The organism is Bariatricus sp. SGI.154, from assembly GCF_050313795.1.
Lineage (GTDB): Bacteria > Bacillota > Clostridia > Lachnospirales > Lachnospiraceae > CAMBRQ01.
The window spans coordinates 177,888-194,151 of sequence record NZ_JBNPMC010000001.1; the positions used below are offsets into that span (position 1 = coordinate 177,888).

Sequence of the window (16,264 nt, forward strand, 5' to 3'; positions counted from 1 at the left end):
TACTACACCTCTTTTTGTGTTCGTATGTCATAGATTCTCATTGTCCCTGCCATTCCTTTTAATTCCGTTGTGTGCGGATTATAGTAAACATCTACTTTCTCAACAACATCACCTAATTTTGTCAGCAAATCTGCACACTGTAATTCAATAATATTCTTATCTCCGTTCTTTTCAAATTCTATATATTCTGATAGATTTGGCAAATATGCATCTGCTTTTGTCTCAACAAAAAGAGCAAACTCATTTTCACATCCTACTTTAGAATTTGTCGCAAAAGAAGTTGCCGATACAAGCGCCGCTCTACGGAAAGTCTGGTAATCCTCCTCCGTATATCCTTCTGTTACTCCAAGTTCTACCAACTCCTTATATGCCATCGGATTGATAACAAATGGGTAAAAATAATGCGCCTCATTACTTACAATCTTGGTTCCCAATGTGGAATTCTTCGCATCTTCGTCCTTTGCATCTTTAAACGGGGACAGAATCTGCTGCTCTTCCGGATTCGTTCCGTCATATTTATTGAATCCCTGTCCAATCTGCACCGCACCTGTAATCGAGATGTTACTGCCGGCCTCCGCAAACGTTGCCCCAAAATTCTTAACATCCACTGCAGACATGAGATTTGTCAACACTTCTTTGATGTCCTTGGAATCTTTCAGATCTTCAATCCCAAAGATATGTTCATATCTTTCTTTTAAGGTTCTGGGAACCAATGTAACTTCACCTTTTTTACTATTCTCCTGAAGTCTCATAGACTTAATATACAGCACTTTCTTGCCTTCATTATCCCACATCTTCTTCATAGGATATTTCAAAGCCTTATCACTTCCAAAAGTTTCTCCATCACTGGTAGTCTTTGGATAGCCTGAAAAATCTGCATTCCAGTTCGCCATTATTGAAGAGATTCCCAATACACCATACACTCTTTTATTCATTTTCATTTTCCTCCTTCGCATAGATCAAACTATCACTGGCATAACCCAATATCATTTTTTCCTGATCAATTTTTCCATCTGGCACATATCCTTCAACCATTGCCAATAGATTCCTTACTCTCTTATAACTATTAGGGATATTATAGTTATATTTTTTGTATATCTGCAAAAGCCGCCTTTTAATGATTTCATCTGATTTTGCATTCAAAAATGGATTCAATAATGAATGATTCTTTTCCTTATCCTTTGCCTTACTTAAAGATATCAAATACGCCGCCAGCTGCCCTACTGCATAATAATATTCCTGATCATTCTCTAGCGGTATCACTGTATTCGCAAGTACTTTCGTTTTCATATTTGTCTGCAGTTCAGTTATAATCTCTCCCATACTTCTTTCTCCTCCTTCTGTAAAATACTCTTTGAATGACATCCGTAGATTCAACTGCCACAACGCACGTTCTCGATTATCATTTAATAATGTATTTTTTATCAATTCTAACGAAACTTTATTAAGAATCTTCTCAAACCCCACATCATTTCCTTTAAACACCCACGCAAAAATAGCATCCCGGGATAATAGGATATTCTGCTTTATTGTTCCATCTGTAACACTTATATCTCCCGCATCTGTAGTATAATTACCAGCAAGCCAATTCGAGAAAAACACTTCATTTATCAGTCGTCCTACCTGGAGCCTATTATCATACCTTTGATAAAAATCCATATATTCTTTATGCAACTTATGCTTTGCATTTACAAAATTTTTAAATTCAAAATTCTTCTCTAATTTCTGGCTATAACCTGCAATATTATCATATCCCCAAATCTCTGCTTCCGTCTTTCCCTTTTTTATTCTTAAATAACAGCCAGATTCTATTTCCTGTGGTGCCTCACCACTTCTACAGCCTATGATCTTTTTCCTTTCTGTGTCAACATAGATGTGATATTTCCCAGCCGAAACAAGATTCATAAGATAATCAAAGAACTTCTTTTGAAACAGGACCTCATTGCCATCCAATAAGTACGACGCAGGATATTTTCGGGATTTGATAGATAAAAACGGTTTCTTTGCATTCATTCCAAGATTATTATCCGGCAATCCGTAGACTACATCATTAATCACAATATTATAATCATTACTATTATAAATATTCGGGAGAAAATAACGTCGTCCCTCTCGCTCAAAATCGCTATCCTCTGCTTCAAAGAAAATCTTTAGATAATCTTTTTTCTCCATATCCACATCATTAAAAGAAAAGATATGCTCCTTGATCCAGTTCTTATTCCGCTCTATCGAAGTCCCGTCAGCTTTCCCTTCCTCCGCTTCAAATAATTCATAGATTTGACTCGCTTCTTTTGAATTTTTATATTTCTTACCGACAGGATCTTTTAAGACTTCATAGTAACCATCTATGATATCGTTCGTCAGTTTCCCTGATACAACACTGTCTTTCTTCACCCAGAACGATAGATAATTATTAGAATGAATTACTTTCTTGGCATCCATTGGCTTATTCATCGAAATCAATTGGCTATGATAATCGTAAAAGCAAATCTTTTTGAAATATGGACTGGTTCTATTAACTGTCCGTGTTTTCTTGTCCAACTTAATATCAATAGGTTCTCCTGGATTCCCGTTCTTGTCTACGATCAAATATGTCCCATCCGCCGGAATGTAGGAATCTAAGATTAACTTATCTCCTTCTCCGCCTCTCTTCAACTCGTATTCAAATACTTCCAGACATTCTCTTAGCATATGTATTCACCTCCTATAGCCAACGGTAATTTACATATCCGGCCCCACGGGAATTCATGCTCAAAAGCCCTGTTCCCAATGCCATATAAGCAATTTTCTGGGCAGTCTCATTGTCTGCAATCTGAAGCCTGATCTTATCACCCAGCAATTTTATACTTTTATATTCCATTGGTACCGGTGTTTCATTCAAGAACTCTAACAGTGTGTATAGACAAAAATCTTCTGATAATTTTTCGCCCGTGAAAGCATTCCATTTTTTGATCAAATTCGCCTTCAACTGATTTTCAAACTCTGCCAACTGCATATGTTTTCTCCAGTATCCTTTATCATCTTTTAAAATCACCGGAGTCAACGTGTATAGAGAATCTATAACTTTCTTAGGTATAATCCGAATCTCTGATGTAAGTCCCTTTACTTCATCTGTGTAACTATTTACGCACACTTCTTGAAAATACTTTGCTAACTTCGGATCTATCGTCCGAATGGTTACTGTGTATATCTTTCCCTTCTTATAGATCTTATCTTTTTCTATAGGATATGGCAGATCATAACAATAATTTTTAAATCTATTCTCTTCATGCATCTGTAACAATTCTTCATTCTCCAGAAAGCCTTTGTCTATAAATGCTGTTAAGTTTGACTGTATCCGATTTAAGGCAACATCCGTCAGCATGTACAATTTTATTCGAATCTGGTATACTTGCATTCCTTATCTCCTTTATAATATCTGTCCTTCTCTGTAACATGCAGCTATATATTCTCTCGATTGATAATATACCGCTATATTATAATCACTCAATAAATCATCCATCCAAGAACAATAAACCTCCATCAGAATATCTACTATTCTTTCTTCAGGAGCAACATCTTCTATTAGTCTTTCATAAACCTCACCTATTGTCCAATAATCAGGGATTTCATACTGGCAAGAATCCTCATTATCAAATATTCCCGTTTGTATGTTATATTGTTCAACAAACTCTTCTGCAACTTTTTCAATTGGCTCGCAATGAAACACATCAGCATATTCATAGATTCGGGTAATTGCTTCTTTTCCTAATGATTCTACAATCTCTCTTCTCTTTCGTTTCATTTTTCGACCAATATATTCAATCAGACTACATGTATAGAACAGAGAGTTATTATTTTTATTTGCCATGAACTTCATAACTCCTTTCGAATTTCACTGTATTTAACTTGCGTTTGGCTTCCGCGATATAGCGTTTTCTTTCCTGACATATACTTCTTCTCTCTTTACCTATGCTTATATAATATACTCACTTATATAGTTTGTCAACACTATTATTCTCAATTATATCTATTGATTTTTGTATTAATCTATATCTCACTAACATTTTCAAATCCATAAAAACACATCACTTCAAATACATCATATGTTATAGTTTATCCAACCTATTCCTCAATTATTTCTATATTCAAATACACCTTATGTTAAAGTTTAATCTAATGGATTAATTATATCATTTATTATATTGTGCCACAATAAATAGATTGATTCTTTTTTATACGTTCAAATACCTCTGCCTGTTAATGTCATCATAGATTCAAATCCAAAATTCCTCATCTCCACACCTTTTCAATCAACTTCCTCAATGACTCCTCAAATCTCCTGTCATCTTCCTCCGTCCTCTTCGCCGGGTCTTTCAAATGATGTTTCCCTTTCCCCATCCTTGCCTTCTTTGCCAGATGGCGCTCCATCAGCATCTGATCAATATTCTCATTCGTATACCATTTCCCGCTCTGGTGAATCCCATAAGCACCCTTTCCAAGAATCATTGCTGCCACACCATAATCCTGTGTTACCACGATATCGCCTTTGCTGCATTGATTCAACAAAGCAAAATCCACCGCATCCGCCCCGGCACCTATTACTTTGACTTCACTATAATCAGAAGATAGCACATGATTTGTGTCACACAACAAAACAACCGGGATATTTTGTTCGCGGGCAATCGTCTCTACAATTCTTATAACAGGACACGCATCTGCATCCACGAGTATCTTCATAATCTTTCCCTTCTATTTCACAACTTTGTTTCTTTCACTTCTGCATATTTCAGATTATTCCCTTTCGCTGTCTCTACCGGATATTTCTTGCTATTCTTTTGGATTTTATTATGGATACATTCACTTAGATCCAGATGATTCATCTGTGCAAAACGTAATAAAAAGAATAAGATATCTGCTACTTCTTCCTCTATATGCTCTTTTGACTTCGGATTTTCAAAAAGTTCTTTCATTTGCGCTTCCGTTTTGAACCGAAAGATATCCAACAGTTCGCCTGCCTCTGTTGAAACTCCTATTGCCAAATCCTTAGGATTATGAAATTGATCCCAATCGCGTTCCTCGCAAAACATTTGCACTTCTTCTTTTAATTCATCTACTGTCGCTTTATTGTCCATCTCTACCTATCCGTCCTTTTAAATATTCTCCTAATGCCTCATCCACACAATATACATAGCATCCTTTCATCCCTCTCGTCATCAAGGTACGATATGTATTTTTAATGATTTCGTCTGCGATTTTTCTGGCTACTTCATGATTCTCTTTATCTAGTTTCTTAATCCCTTTTAAAGACGAATCTGTATGTGCACGCTTTCTATAATCAGTAATAATTCTTCCATTTTCATATCGCATATCATTTCCGATAATAACACCAACATAATCAAACTCAAGTCCTTGAGATGTATGGATACATCCTACTTCATTAATTGAATTTTCATCTATCGCAAATGTCGTTGTATTTCCCAGATTCCAACTCATCTCAAAATCGCCTATCTTTATGTCATGGGCCTTTGTATCATTTCTCTCTTTTTTAGGCCAATTCCAGCAATATCCTGCAAGCATTCTGGCACGGTTTGCCGCTTTATTTTTCTCCACTATAATCTTATACGCTTCATGTGGAGAGTCACATATCCGGATATCATAATCTATATCCGTCAGATCATAATTAGCAGTCTCCCGAATCTCCAGCACATTGTCAAGCCATGACAAATAACCGTCAGATCCATTGCATCGAAACTGGGATAATAATTCCATATGATACACTTCTGATTGTTCATGTTCCGCCCATTTTTCAATCTCAGCAACACTGCCTATATCGCTGATTGTAACTCGCTGACTCTCATCAATAAAAATACACTGCACTGTGCAGCGTGAATAATCTCTTTTATCTGATTTTCGCCCATGTTTTGATAAAGACCGGATTTTGCATTTAGGCGATGGGCCTCATCCGCAAGAACAATCTGAACAATATCTCTGTCCGCATCTGTATATATTCCGGAACTTTTAAACATATTGTCGACACTGCTTTTCTTAATTTGCCCTTTTAATTTTTTAAGATAAACATTACGGGGCGCTCCATTCTTAGAGACATACTGTGCAAAATGGCCTCTCGCTGTTAATTCGGCAAGCAAATTAATCGCCACAACAGTCTTTCCAGTCCCCGGACCACCCTGAACAATAATCGTTCGTTTCTTTCCATCCAGTACACACTTCTCGGACAATGTAAGTATCCCTTCATAGACAATTTTCTGTTCATCAATCATAATAAATTCTTGATTGCCTTTTAGCATACTGGCAATAGAATCCTGTAAACTCTTGGAAGGTCGTATCTTCCCATTATCAACCATATAGAGAACTTCTTTGTCATCTCCCACTGCCACACATCTTTTAATAAATTTCCTTAACTTCACCACCTCGCCACGCGTAAATGCCGGTGCTTCCTCCAAATATGTCTGATATTGTTTATAATCTAAAGGATCTGGTTTATTTCTTCGATAATTGTGCAAATATGCGCATGGATACAGTTCTATCCTCTTGTCTTGTACCGCCCGATTATAGTCTCTGATCAACATTGCATAAGACCATGCCTGATAAGAGGGATGCACCATTTTCCTTAGCGCGCTTCCCACATATGTTTCAACCACTGCCTCTTCACTGACGACTGTATTCAGCATATCCCACTGCTTTAATTCTATGATTACAACATTCGGTTTTTCCTCCCGGTTATAACCGGATATGATGAAATCAATCCTCTTAGAAGTCTGAGGAATATTGTATTCTATTGCAATTCCTGCATTATCGGGAATCGATTCATCACACAAAACCTTATACATATATTGCATAGAATTCTCCCAGGCACGAAATTCATTTCTCGCCGTACGATGTTTCATCTTATGGTAAATATTATGTTCTATTTCTACTGCAATTGTATCATTTACTACACTATCAAGAAAATCCGACTTTATTCCATCATATACAATCATTGGAATCATCCTTTACTATAAGCTCTCTATACCATTTATTTTCTTCCTATAAAATTGATTTCATTATACTTCATCCAACATTGAAATACAATCTTTGTTATGTCAATGTCATTATCCTCTCCACAACATATTGGTATAGATTCTCATAAAGACTCTTCACAACAATCCTCATGAAAAATATCATGTCTCATCCCGGTATACACTCCCTACCTCAACACTTTCATCAACTGTTTTTCCGTTGCCCCTTGGAAATTCCTCCTCACCTGTTCAAATATTCTCTCTTTGGATGTCGTCGGTTCCTCCGCATATGCTCCTGCTGCCACCTCATATCCCCACAACTGCTCCGGTGTGGAATAGACTGCCACCGGCCAGCCGCATTTCACACCTTTCTTATTCACCTTCTGCCTGAAATCCCGGGCAACCAGATACGTCTGCATCTGTAATTCCGTGACAACTCCTTCGAAGTTCTTCTCTCCGTTCTTCCCGAAGCCCGCCAATTTCTTTAATTCAAAAGAATATAATTCCTCATGATTAGCAAACTGTTCTACAATCTTCTTACTTCTGGCACTTGCAAGTTCCTCATCCCATCTAGCCTCAAAATCATATCCGTCCCGTCTATAATTTGCAAAATAAGGAAACCACTCTTTGGATATGAAACCTGCTTTCTTATTGAAAAACTTCCCATAAGCGACCCTCCCACTTCTTGCAATCAATTCCCGCCATTTCCATGGGTCTTGCTCGGGATCACCTGTCCACCAGAACTGATCTGACGTGTGTTCTTCTGCGGAAAATCCTTCAATCTCATTCTTAAATAAGGGCAAAAATCCAATCTCATCTACCCAGTTAATTAACTCTACATATGTACGGATTCGATAGGGATTGTCCCACTCCAAACCGTGCATAATCCATTCACCATTTTCTACTGCCATACTCTCTCCTAATCATTTCATATTTCATTTATAATAATACTCTTTAAGTTCTTTCCATTATATCTTCCTAAAACTAAAAAGGAACTCAAATTCAAAAATTAAGATTTGAGTTCCGTTTAATTTTCTTGATAAAACGTCTCTTATGGTAAATCTATTCTACAAAAGTTCCAATCTCTACCAGATTCCCCTCCGGGTCCGCAACATAACAGGTTCTCTGTCCCCATTCCATAGTCGCAGGCTCCATCACCGGCACCGCTCCCTTGGCAACAATCTCCTGAAACGTAGCATCCACTGCAGCATAATTCTCCACGCCCAATGCAATCTCATAATGCCCATTGATCTGATCTGTATATCCAAAAGAATGATTCCGAATCCATCCAAACGCATGTCCCATTCTCCTATCTTCATATCTTCTAATGCAATTTCATTTTTCAGGTTGATATCTGTCGTTCTGTATTATCACATAGCATATTCTTTATAAAATCAACTAAAACGCGACTTCTCATAATTATACGGAATGCTTGTCCCTACAACTACATCTTCAATCTTCTCAATAATCAGCCAGTCATCCATATTCCCCTGGTGGTCGAACTCCAGCGCTTCGATCTCCTCCACTTGCCCGAACTCCACCAGGCAAAGACATTTCTTATGCCACCGTACCTTCTGCTTCTCTGACAGATTCAATTTCGGCTGATTCTCTTCTAAGACTTTCGCGATCTCATCCTCGGTAAGTTTCACATAGTTCTTCACATCACAGATCTTCGCCTTTGCAGTAATCTTACCACTTCCCTTTTTCATAAAAAAGAGTTCTTCTCCCGCAAATACCCGGCTGTGAGGAATCTTACGCCCTGCCGCCCCTCTGACCACCATAGTCTTTGTTCCTGCGAGAATCTTATCAAGAACTTTTTCACCTTTCTTTCCTGCATTGTCACAATATACCAAATGAACCATCTCTTCTCCTCCAGTTATAAAATTCTGCTATACATAGGTATATTCTCACTATACATCATCTCATCGAATCTCTTCTTGTAAAAATGCGACATGTTGCATGGCATGACGCCTGGCATCTGCCATATTCATCGTATGAAAACGTTTGAAATCACGTAGAAGATAGGACTGATCCGTATATCCATACTGTCCCACTGCATCGAGCACTTGGAAGCCCGGACGAAAAAGGACATCATTCCACACATACTGATACCGAACCAACGAAGACAACTGCTTTGGAGAAATCCCTATATTCTCATGGAAAATTCTTTCCAAATGACGATTACTTGTATGAATATCCCTTGCAAGACATTCAATCTTAACATTTCCTCTTTTTACTAATATCTGTGCAATGGCATCCATTAGAATCGTATTATTTCGCGATGCATGGATATGATTCAGCAGATACCGTTCCGTCAGCCGAATTCTGTCCCGCATATGCGTAACATCAAAAAGTAATGGCTCTATCTCGCTTTTTAATTTTGAAAAATGACAATCCAAATCGTAAAACGCATTCTTCGTATCACACATGGATTCCTCAGAAAAGAAAATCGCACTCCAGGGATAGAAACGAATGGCAAATGTGGACAACATTCTTTCTTCATTTGTGATGCGCTGTGCTACAAACGAACGATTATCAATACCACAGAATTTCCCATGAATCTGATTGTTGGTATAATCTACGGTAAATATAATGTCCATACAAGAGTCCGGAGTAACGATACTTTGGAGCGGAGTCGCTGTTTTGAACTGTTGGTAGGGTCTTTCGCTTCCCCAGAAACACTTGATGTAGGGTTTAAGTTCTTCGCAAGGCGGGAATTCCATGTAAGATTCGCATCTTGCAAACGGAGTGGAAGTGATAGGATTGTATATTTCATATAATTGCATAACGAATCTACCCCAATATCTCCAGTATCTTATCCCCAATTGCCTTCGCCAATTCACGATGATTCTCCGCATCCATATGCATAGGATCTGCATCACATGGCTTTGCATAATCCGATGCTGCCATGAATTCAAATCCATGCTTATCCGCAATCTCTTTATAATACTTTGGAAATTGTCTAGAACGTATTACTGCCGTCTGACCTCCCATATAGATGCCATATGGATTTTCTGCGATCGTCTCGCCCACTTCAATCGGAGAAATAATCAGAATCTTTGGTTCTTTTACTGGTTTTTTCTTCATATATTCTCCTGTCATTAGTGCCAGAGTCTCAACCCCAGCTGCAATATCATGAGTGCCAAGCCCAAATCTGGTCTTCAGATCATTCGTACCAAGCATGATAATCACCAAATCCAAAGGCCAGTGCGATTCCAGACAAGATAGTAGATAAGACTTCCCACTTTGCCGCTCTTCAATCGGATCATCCCATAACGTAGTCCTGCCGCAAAGTCCCTCTTCTATAATATGATATTCTGGTCCAAGCGTCTCTTGCACAATACTTGTCCAGCGCACTCCCCAGGGGAAACGTCTATCATTGGCCATGTCATAGCCGAATGTATTAGAATCTCCAAAGCACAAAATATTTTTCATGAATCTTTTCACTCCTTTCATTTAAAATCCCGCTGTCCTCAGTTCATCCATCATCGCACTCCACTTTCATCCATTATAAACTTATTCTCGTAAAATTTCTCCGTAATCTGAAAAAAATCCTGTCACTTATCACATTTTTGTAGTACTATAGAGTTACAATTCATTCGCTTGTGGCTATTATCAATGATTTTCGGGTAATCCTATCTGCCACAATCCGCAATGATTGCTTTGTTTATGAAAAATAATTTAGCGAGGTGTAAAGATGAAACCTATCAAAGAAGGTAAAGTACGTGAAATCTATGATAACGGCGATAACCTTATTATGGTTGCTACCGACCGTATCAGCTGTTTTGATGTGATTCTGAAAAATAACGTAACTAAAAAAGGAGCCGTCCTGACACAGATGTCCAAGTTCTGGTTCGATATGACAGAGGACATCCTCCCGAATCACATGATCTCCGCAGATGTGAAAGACATGCCAGAATTCTTCCATCAGCCACAGTTTGACGGCAACAGTATGATGTGCAAAAAACTTGAGATGCTTCCAATCGAGTGTATCGTTCGTGGCTACATCACCGGAAGTGGCTGGGCAAGTTATCAGAAAAATGGTACCGTATGCGGCATCACTCTTCCGGAAGGACTGAAAGAGTCTGACAAACTGCCAGAACCAATCTATACTCCTTCTACCAAGGCTGAGATTGGCGATCACGATGAGAACATCTCTTATGAGCAGAGCATCGCTCACCTGGAGAAATATTTCCCGGGAAAAGGTGAGGAATACGCTGCAAAACTTCGCGACTATACAATCGCTCTTTATAAGAAATGTGCTGATTATGCTTTGAGCCGCGGCATCATTATCGCAGATACCAAATTCGAATTCGGTTTGGATGAAGAGGGCAACATTGTAATCGGTGACGAGATGCTGACACCAGATAGTTCTCGTTTCTGGCCGGCAGAAGGATATGAGCCGGGTCATGGCCAGCCATCCTTCGATAAACAGTTTGCCCGCGACTGGCTGAAGGCCAATCCGGATAATGACTGGACACTGCCAGAAGATATCGTGGAAAAGACGATTGATAAGTATCTTCAGGGTTATGAGATGCTGACTGGAGAGAAACTGCAGTAAGATTCAAACGCAAAGGTCTTGAGATAACACTTTACTTGACAAAGTCTAACAAAAGGGATTGTTCGTTCTATACGAGCAATCCTCTTTGATATGTATCTCTTATTTATTAGATATCTTCTCCGACAATTCCCAGTACCTTCTCCAATAATTCCATATGCGGATGATCCTGATCTGCATTAAAAACCGCAACATGATCTTGATTCCCACTGCCGCTCCTTATCATTCCCCTTCACCGGCACATCATATCTGTCATGGAACACATAGATGGCATAATCATGCGCCGCCTGATAATGGGCCGCCACCTGCTCATAAAATATCTCCATCAGCGCATCATTCTTAAGTCCACACTGCTTCATTGCCTCCAACAACTGCCACATACTCCCCGGCTTCTTTGCCTCGTGTGGAAATCTATATTCTTTTAACTGTTTATTGGTCTTTGAATAGGGAATGGTCTTGGCAATCTCAAGATTCGCCTTCTTCTCACTGCCTGATAGTTTCAGAAAATGTATATTAAACGTACCGTCAATCTCTCCTTCTCTGTCCAGATAGCATCCGGCAACTCTGGTAAAAGATCCTAATTCTCTTTCACGCTGTCTCTGATATACAGTTTCGTAGGAACGGTTACTTTGACACAGATCTCCCTGCCATTCATAATCCGCTCCTCCAGCATACGAACAGCATGTTCACCCATGAATTCCATGTAGAGCCGTACCGTGGTAAGCGGTGGAATCATGTATTTTGCCGCAGGTACATCATTGAACCCAACGATACTAATGTCATCAGGAATCGACAAGCCCAACTCGTATACTGCCTTATAGCATCCTGCTGCCATGGAATCATTTGCCACAAAAAGCGCGGTCGGCAACTGACTATCTCGATACATTTCTTTGAGCAAACGATAACCATAATGCGCGTGATAAGGTCCTTTTTTTACATATTCCTGTCGATACAGGCCTTTCTCACTTAGGTATTCCCGGAAAGCAGCCAGCCTCTGATCCAATACTTCTTCTCCATCTTCGTCTACTTCCAGTCCGCCAATCATTCCAATCTCCGTGTGCCCATTTGCAATCAGATAATCCAGGATTCCGGCAACTGCCTGACGATAATCTGTTACGATGGAATCAAACCGCCCCGGGTCTGGACAGGCATCTATGAACACAACTGGCTTTTCCCAATGTTCAATGCTTTCTACCATCGAACGGCCAAATGTTCCAACACAGATGATTCCATCAATCCCCGCCAGAGATTCCTGCGTATCTTCCAGTGTCACAATCTGCTTGCGGTATCCCTCTTCCTCAAGGGTTTTCTCAATTGCAAGCCGGATGCACAGATAATAGGGATCTTCCAATTCCTCTTGTGGTGAATAAGAGTAGAATACGCCGATTTTGAACTTTTTCTTCCGTTTCTTCTGAGGACGCAATTCATATTCCAGTTCTTCTGCAATCTCGAAGATTCTCTTCTTCGTCTCCTCCTGTGCATTCAGCGTCTCATCATGATTCAGCACCCTGGATACCGTTGCAATTGATACGCCCGCTTTTGCTGCAATGTCTTTTATCGTTGCCATCATTTCCTCCTGCTTTCCTCAATAACCGCTTCGTTCTTTACACATCTGAATATTAGTTTCATAGAATAATCATTCAGTCTCGTCTTATTCGCATAGGTCTGCTCCTCACCGCAAGAGTTGCTTCCCACACCGGAATGCTTTGCATCAATGTGTATCACTGTCTCCTGACAATGCTCAAGTTCACCCACATGTCTGGCTTTTTCCAATGCTTCAATTGTATAGTCATGTACATCTATCCCGACTTCATGTTCGGAACAGATCAGAAGACTCTCCGTATCATCTCCAACTGCCAGCCATCTGACCTGTTCACGGTGTCCATTTTCTTGCGGCATAGCATAGTCCACATGCATCTTATCCACTTCTTTTCGGTAAACTCCCATCATGGCAGCCGACTTCATGTCACTGTAATTCTCATCCGGTCCCAGACCATACCATGTGACATGGCGCATCTGTCCCGGAAGTTTCATCTCGATACCGATACGTGGAATGAACTCCGGAACAAAATCACTGTATTTGAAGCCATTCATATTAAGTTCAAGTTCCATCTGACCATCTCGGCAGATACGGTACATATAGTGTCCTTTGAATCCAAATGCCATGCTCAGTGGTGAAAAATGTGTATGCACATGAACCGTGACAGACTCTTCTTCCTCCTGAATAGAGAAATCCTCTAACTGCTCCTGCTGCCGATACAGGAAATACTTTTCTCTCCAGTCGGTTACCTTGTACATATCATTATCAATAGCGGCTCTCCATAGATTCAGCGATGGACCATCCGTAATCCGGCATTTGCCGTCCGTCTCGCAGGCCAGAAGTTTACCAGTTATTTTGTTGAAAATTACTTTCACATGATCATTGGATATTTCTGCATATGCTGTCGTCTCTGTAACTTGAAGTTTTTCAAAAGTTTCCGCCATTGTTATTTCTTCCAACTCTTCGCAAGAGCCATGACTCATCACATTCTGGTAAACAGGAAGTAAAAACTGCCCTTTTGCAATCTCCATATCTGCTGATGCGAATTCGTTATCATACTTATACACAAATGACAGATTCATATAATAATCGCATCCCGATTCTATGCACTCTATCATCCAAGGTATCCTAACACGAACCGTCTGCCTCGGCGCCACATCCAGATTCTCAATCCGTCCTTCCCCATCAATTGTCTCATCATGCACAATCTGATAGTCCACCGCAATATCACTAAGATCTTTAAAATAAAACAGATTCTGAATCTCAACGATTCCTTTTGCCAAATCTATAGCCTCTGCCTTTACCGGGGCTATCACCTGCTTGTAATGCTTTAATCCGGTTGAAGCCACTCCGTCCGGACGAAGCAGTCCATCCATGCAGAAATTAGAATTGTTCGGACAATCTCCAAAGTCTCCGCCATACCAGTATGTCTTCCTTCCATTTCCATCTTTCTGCTCGATCCCATGGTCATACCATTCCCACACAAAACCGCCTTGAAGTCTCTCATAGCGCCGGAACAACTCCTGATATTCTTCCAGATTGCCAGGACCATTGCCCATAGCATGTGCATATTCGCATAGAATATGTGGTTTCCCATGGCAATCATTACTCTCCCCGATACGTTTTAATCCGTCAAGTCTGGTATACATCGTTGAATAAATATCCGTAATATCTGCATTAAAGTCACTCTCGTAATGAACCAATCTGGATGCATCAAGGCTTCGCACTGCCTCTGCCGCTTCGGTAAAATTCACTCCAACCGAGGACTCATTTCCCAAAGACCACATGAGAATACACGGGTGATTCCGATGCTCCTTTACCATGCGGGTAACCCGGTCACAATATGCCGCCCTCCAACTCGGCTCATTATTCAGCCATTCATATCTCTGAATCCATTCAAACCCATGGGTTTCCAAATCCGCCTCATCAATCACATAGAAGCCATATCTGTCACACAGTTCGTAGAAATACGGCATCTTCGGATAATGAGAGCAGCGAATAGCATTGATGTTATACTGTTTCATCAGACGCAGATCCTTTTCCACCACCTCGCGCTGTACCGTTGCACCACCAGTAGGACTAAAGTCATGCACATTGACTCCATTTATCATAATTGGCTGTCCATTTACTAAAAAATTAGCGCCTTTTACTTCAATCCTTCGAAACCCAGTACGGACAGTCACTTCGTCCACTATGTCTCCATCCTCATATAATTTAAGAGCCAGTTCATAAAGATACGGAATCTCCGCACTCCAAGGCTGTACTTTTCCAATCACTTCTGTCATCTCGGCATAGCCATCCAGCAGTGTCTCTCTGCCACACATCTCTACCATTCCATCTGCATCATGCAGCGTCCACTCTACATAGTCTGCATTTTTCGAGGCCGTTATCTTCTGTACCAGAATTCCATTCTTGCAGTTTTCATCCAATCCGGCATCTACAACATAATTTTCAATCGAAGATTCCGGTTCACTGATCAGTGTCACATCACGGAAGATTCCGCTATACCACCACATGTCCTGGCATTCAAGATAGGTTCCGTCTGACCAGCGGTATACTCTGACCGTAATCTGGTTCTCTCCCGGATGGAGAAGCGATGTAAGGTCGAACTCGGAGGAAAGGCGGCTGACTTTGCTATAGCCCACATATTCCCCATTCACCCAGACATCAAAAGCACTGCTTACACCATCGAAGCGGAGGATATTCTTCCTACCATTCCACGCATCCGGCACTTCAATCTTCCGCCGATAGATTCCGGTCGGATTCTCAGAAGGCACAAATGGCGGGTTGATTGGGAAGAGATACCATACATCTGTGTAATGCATCTTGCCGTATCCTTTTAACTCCCAGCAGGACGGCACTTCTATCTCATCCCATCCGTTATCACAAAAGTCTGCATTAGAGAATCCTTCCGGTGAATATTCGGGTGCTTCAAGGTAGCAAAACTTCCAGTCGCCATTCAGGGACATCTGATATTCTGACTGGTTCTTTCTTCTGTAATCTGTATGAGGTTCTCGACGGTTAATATGTAACAGTTCTTCATCTTCCCAACGCTTTTTTGTTCTTGACATTTGCGGTTTCCTCCGTTTCTTCTTTGCAATAAAACATTATCATTTTACTAGTTAATTGTCAATATTTTACTAATAAAATTCTTTTTTACTCAGTCTC

Annotated in this window: 14 protein-coding genes and 2 pseudogenes; 1 reads left to right on the top strand and 15 read right to left on the bottom strand. The window is 40.1% G+C overall.

What is annotated here, in order from left to right; genetic code table 11:
* Nucleotides 1-2 precede the first annotated feature (2 nt).
* The 12 genes and pseudogenes from ACQRBN_RS00860 to ACQRBN_RS00915 all read right to left on the bottom strand — a co-directional run bounded on the left by ACQRBN_RS00860 (nt 3) and on the right by ACQRBN_RS00915 (nt 10,433).
* A complete protein-coding gene (locus ACQRBN_RS00860; RefSeq protein WP_427737041.1) occupies nt 3-935 on the bottom strand; it encodes a type I CRISPR-associated protein Cas7 in 933 nt (310 codons plus the stop codon).
* Nucleotides 928-2,691: a CRISPR-associated protein gene (locus ACQRBN_RS00865; RefSeq protein WP_427737042.1), complete on the bottom strand. Its 1,764-nt coding sequence runs from the start codon at nt 2,689-2,691 to the stop codon at nt 928-930. The genes ACQRBN_RS00860 and ACQRBN_RS00865 overlap by 8 nt, the downstream gene beginning before the upstream one ends.
* Nucleotides 2,692-2,704: 13 nt before the next feature.
* On the bottom strand, nt 2,705-3,397 hold the full coding sequence (cas6, locus tag ACQRBN_RS00870; protein WP_427737043.1) for a CRISPR-associated endoribonuclease Cas6: 693 nt from the start codon (nt 3,395-3,397) through the stop codon (nt 2,705-2,707).
* A gap of 12 nt (nt 3,398-3,409) precedes the next feature.
* Complete coding sequence (locus ACQRBN_RS00875) at nt 3,410-3,850, bottom strand: hypothetical protein (RefSeq protein ID WP_427737044.1); 441 nt, start codon at nt 3,848-3,850, stop codon at nt 3,410-3,412.
* 422 nt (nt 3,851-4,272) lie between these two features.
* On the bottom strand, nt 4,273-4,719 hold the full coding sequence (locus ACQRBN_RS00880; protein WP_427737045.1) for a YaiI/YqxD family protein: 447 nt from the start codon (nt 4,717-4,719) through the stop codon (nt 4,273-4,275).
* A gap of 17 nt (nt 4,720-4,736) precedes the next feature.
* Nucleotides 4,737-5,114: a nucleotide pyrophosphohydrolase gene (locus ACQRBN_RS00885; RefSeq protein WP_427737046.1), complete on the bottom strand. Its 378-nt coding sequence runs from the start codon at nt 5,112-5,114 to the stop codon at nt 4,737-4,739.
* Nucleotides 5,104-6,989, bottom strand: a pseudogene (locus ACQRBN_RS00890) (DNA/RNA helicase domain-containing protein). The gene ACQRBN_RS00885 and the pseudogene ACQRBN_RS00890 overlap by 11 nt, the downstream one beginning before the upstream one ends.
* 197 nt (nt 6,990-7,186) lie before the next feature.
* The gene (locus ACQRBN_RS00895) at nt 7,187-7,909 is read right to left on the bottom strand and encodes an AlkZ-related protein (RefSeq protein WP_427737047.1); all 723 of its coding nucleotides are present in this window, start codon (nt 7,907-7,909) and stop codon (nt 7,187-7,189) included.
* A 151-nt stretch (nt 7,910-8,060) separates the two neighbouring features.
* On the bottom strand, nt 8,061-8,303 hold the full coding sequence (locus ACQRBN_RS00900; RefSeq protein ID WP_427737048.1) for a VOC family protein: 243 nt from the start codon (nt 8,301-8,303) through the stop codon (nt 8,061-8,063).
* A gap of 89 nt (nt 8,304-8,392) precedes the next feature.
* Nucleotides 8,393-8,860 carry a hypothetical protein gene (locus tag ACQRBN_RS00905; RefSeq protein ID WP_427737049.1) on the bottom strand — a complete coding sequence of 156 codons (468 nt, stop codon included), beginning with the start codon at nt 8,858-8,860 and terminating at the stop codon, nt 8,393-8,395.
* 60 nt (nt 8,861-8,920) lie between these two features.
* Nucleotides 8,921-9,784 (bottom strand): DUF6597 domain-containing transcriptional factor, encoded by an 864-nt coding sequence (locus ACQRBN_RS00910; RefSeq protein WP_427737050.1) that lies wholly within the window; start codon nt 9,782-9,784, stop codon nt 8,921-8,923.
* A gap of 7 nt (nt 9,785-9,791) precedes the next feature.
* Complete coding sequence (locus ACQRBN_RS00915) at nt 9,792-10,433, bottom strand: SGNH/GDSL hydrolase family protein (RefSeq protein ID WP_427737051.1); 642 nt, start codon at nt 10,431-10,433, stop codon at nt 9,792-9,794.
* 262 nt (nt 10,434-10,695) lie between these two features.
* On the opposite strand from ACQRBN_RS00915, the gene ACQRBN_RS00920 reads away from it, so the two are divergent.
* Nucleotides 10,696-11,559: a phosphoribosylaminoimidazolesuccinocarboxamide synthase gene (locus ACQRBN_RS00920; protein WP_427737052.1), complete on the top strand. Its 864-nt coding sequence runs from the start codon at nt 10,696-10,698 to the stop codon at nt 11,557-11,559.
* Nucleotides 11,560-11,756: 197 nt separating this feature from the next.
* Here ACQRBN_RS00920 and ACQRBN_RS00925 read toward each other — a convergent pair.
* The 3 genes and pseudogenes from ACQRBN_RS00925 to ACQRBN_RS00935 form a co-directional block, all read right to left on the bottom strand.
* Nucleotides 11,757-12,131: pseudogene (locus ACQRBN_RS00925) on the bottom strand (DUF4317 family protein); the annotation flags it as partial.
* Between the two features lie 2 nt (nt 12,132-12,133).
* Complete coding sequence (locus ACQRBN_RS00930; protein ID WP_427737054.1) at nt 12,134-13,123, bottom strand: LacI family DNA-binding transcriptional regulator; 990 nt, start codon at nt 13,121-13,123, stop codon at nt 12,134-12,136.
* Nucleotides 13,123-16,167: a glycoside hydrolase family 2 TIM barrel-domain containing protein gene (locus tag ACQRBN_RS00935; RefSeq protein WP_427737055.1), complete on the bottom strand. Its 3,045-nt coding sequence runs from the start codon at nt 16,165-16,167 to the stop codon at nt 13,123-13,125. The genes ACQRBN_RS00930 and ACQRBN_RS00935 overlap by 1 nt, the downstream gene beginning before the upstream one ends.
* Nucleotides 16,168-16,264 lie beyond the last annotated feature (97 nt).

What these genes read in the sequence shown, in the direction of transcription:
- ACQRBN_RS00860 (WP_427737041.1), bottom strand. Translation starts at nt 935, where the DNA reads ATGAATAAAAGAGTGTATGGTGTATTGGGAATCTCTTCAATAATGGCG.
- ACQRBN_RS00865 (WP_427737042.1), bottom strand. Translation starts at nt 2,691, where the DNA reads ATGCTAAGAGAATGTCTGGAAGTATTTGAATACGAGTTGAAGAGAGGC.
- cas6 (WP_427737043.1), bottom strand. Translation starts at nt 3,397, where the DNA reads ATGCAAGTATACCAGATTCGAATAAAATTGTACATGCTGACGGATGTT.
- ACQRBN_RS00875 (WP_427737044.1), bottom strand. Translation starts at nt 3,850, where the DNA reads ATGGCAAATAAAAATAATAACTCTCTGTTCTATACATGTAGTCTGATT.
- ACQRBN_RS00880 (WP_427737045.1), bottom strand. Translation starts at nt 4,719, where the DNA reads ATGAAGATACTCGTGGATGCAGATGCGTGTCCTGTTATAAGAATTGTA.
- ACQRBN_RS00885 (WP_427737046.1), bottom strand. Translation starts at nt 5,114, where the DNA reads ATGGACAATAAAGCGACAGTAGATGAATTAAAAGAAGAAGTGCAAATG.
- ACQRBN_RS00895 (WP_427737047.1), bottom strand. Translation starts at nt 7,909, where the DNA reads ATGGCAGTAGAAAATGGTGAATGGATTATGCACGGTTTGGAGTGGGAC.
- ACQRBN_RS00900 (WP_427737048.1), bottom strand. Translation starts at nt 8,303, where the DNA reads ATGGGACATGCGTTTGGATGGATTCGGAATCATTCTTTTGGATATACA.
- ACQRBN_RS00905 (WP_427737049.1), bottom strand. Translation starts at nt 8,860, where the DNA reads ATGGTTCATTTGGTATATTGTGACAATGCAGGAAAGAAAGGTGAAAAA.
- ACQRBN_RS00910 (WP_427737050.1), bottom strand. Translation starts at nt 9,784, where the DNA reads ATGCAATTATATGAAATATACAATCCTATCACTTCCACTCCGTTTGCA.
- ACQRBN_RS00915 (WP_427737051.1), bottom strand. Translation starts at nt 10,433, where the DNA reads ATGAAAAATATTTTGTGCTTTGGAGATTCTAATACATTCGGCTATGAC.
- ACQRBN_RS00920 (WP_427737052.1), top strand. Translation starts at nt 10,696, where the DNA reads ATGAAACCTATCAAAGAAGGTAAAGTACGTGAAATCTATGATAACGGC.
- ACQRBN_RS00930 (WP_427737054.1), bottom strand. Translation starts at nt 13,123, where the DNA reads ATGGCAACGATAAAAGACATTGCAGCAAAAGCGGGCGTATCAATTGCA.
- ACQRBN_RS00935 (WP_427737055.1), bottom strand. Translation starts at nt 16,167, where the DNA reads ATGTCAAGAACAAAAAAGCGTTGGGAAGATGAAGAACTGTTACATATT.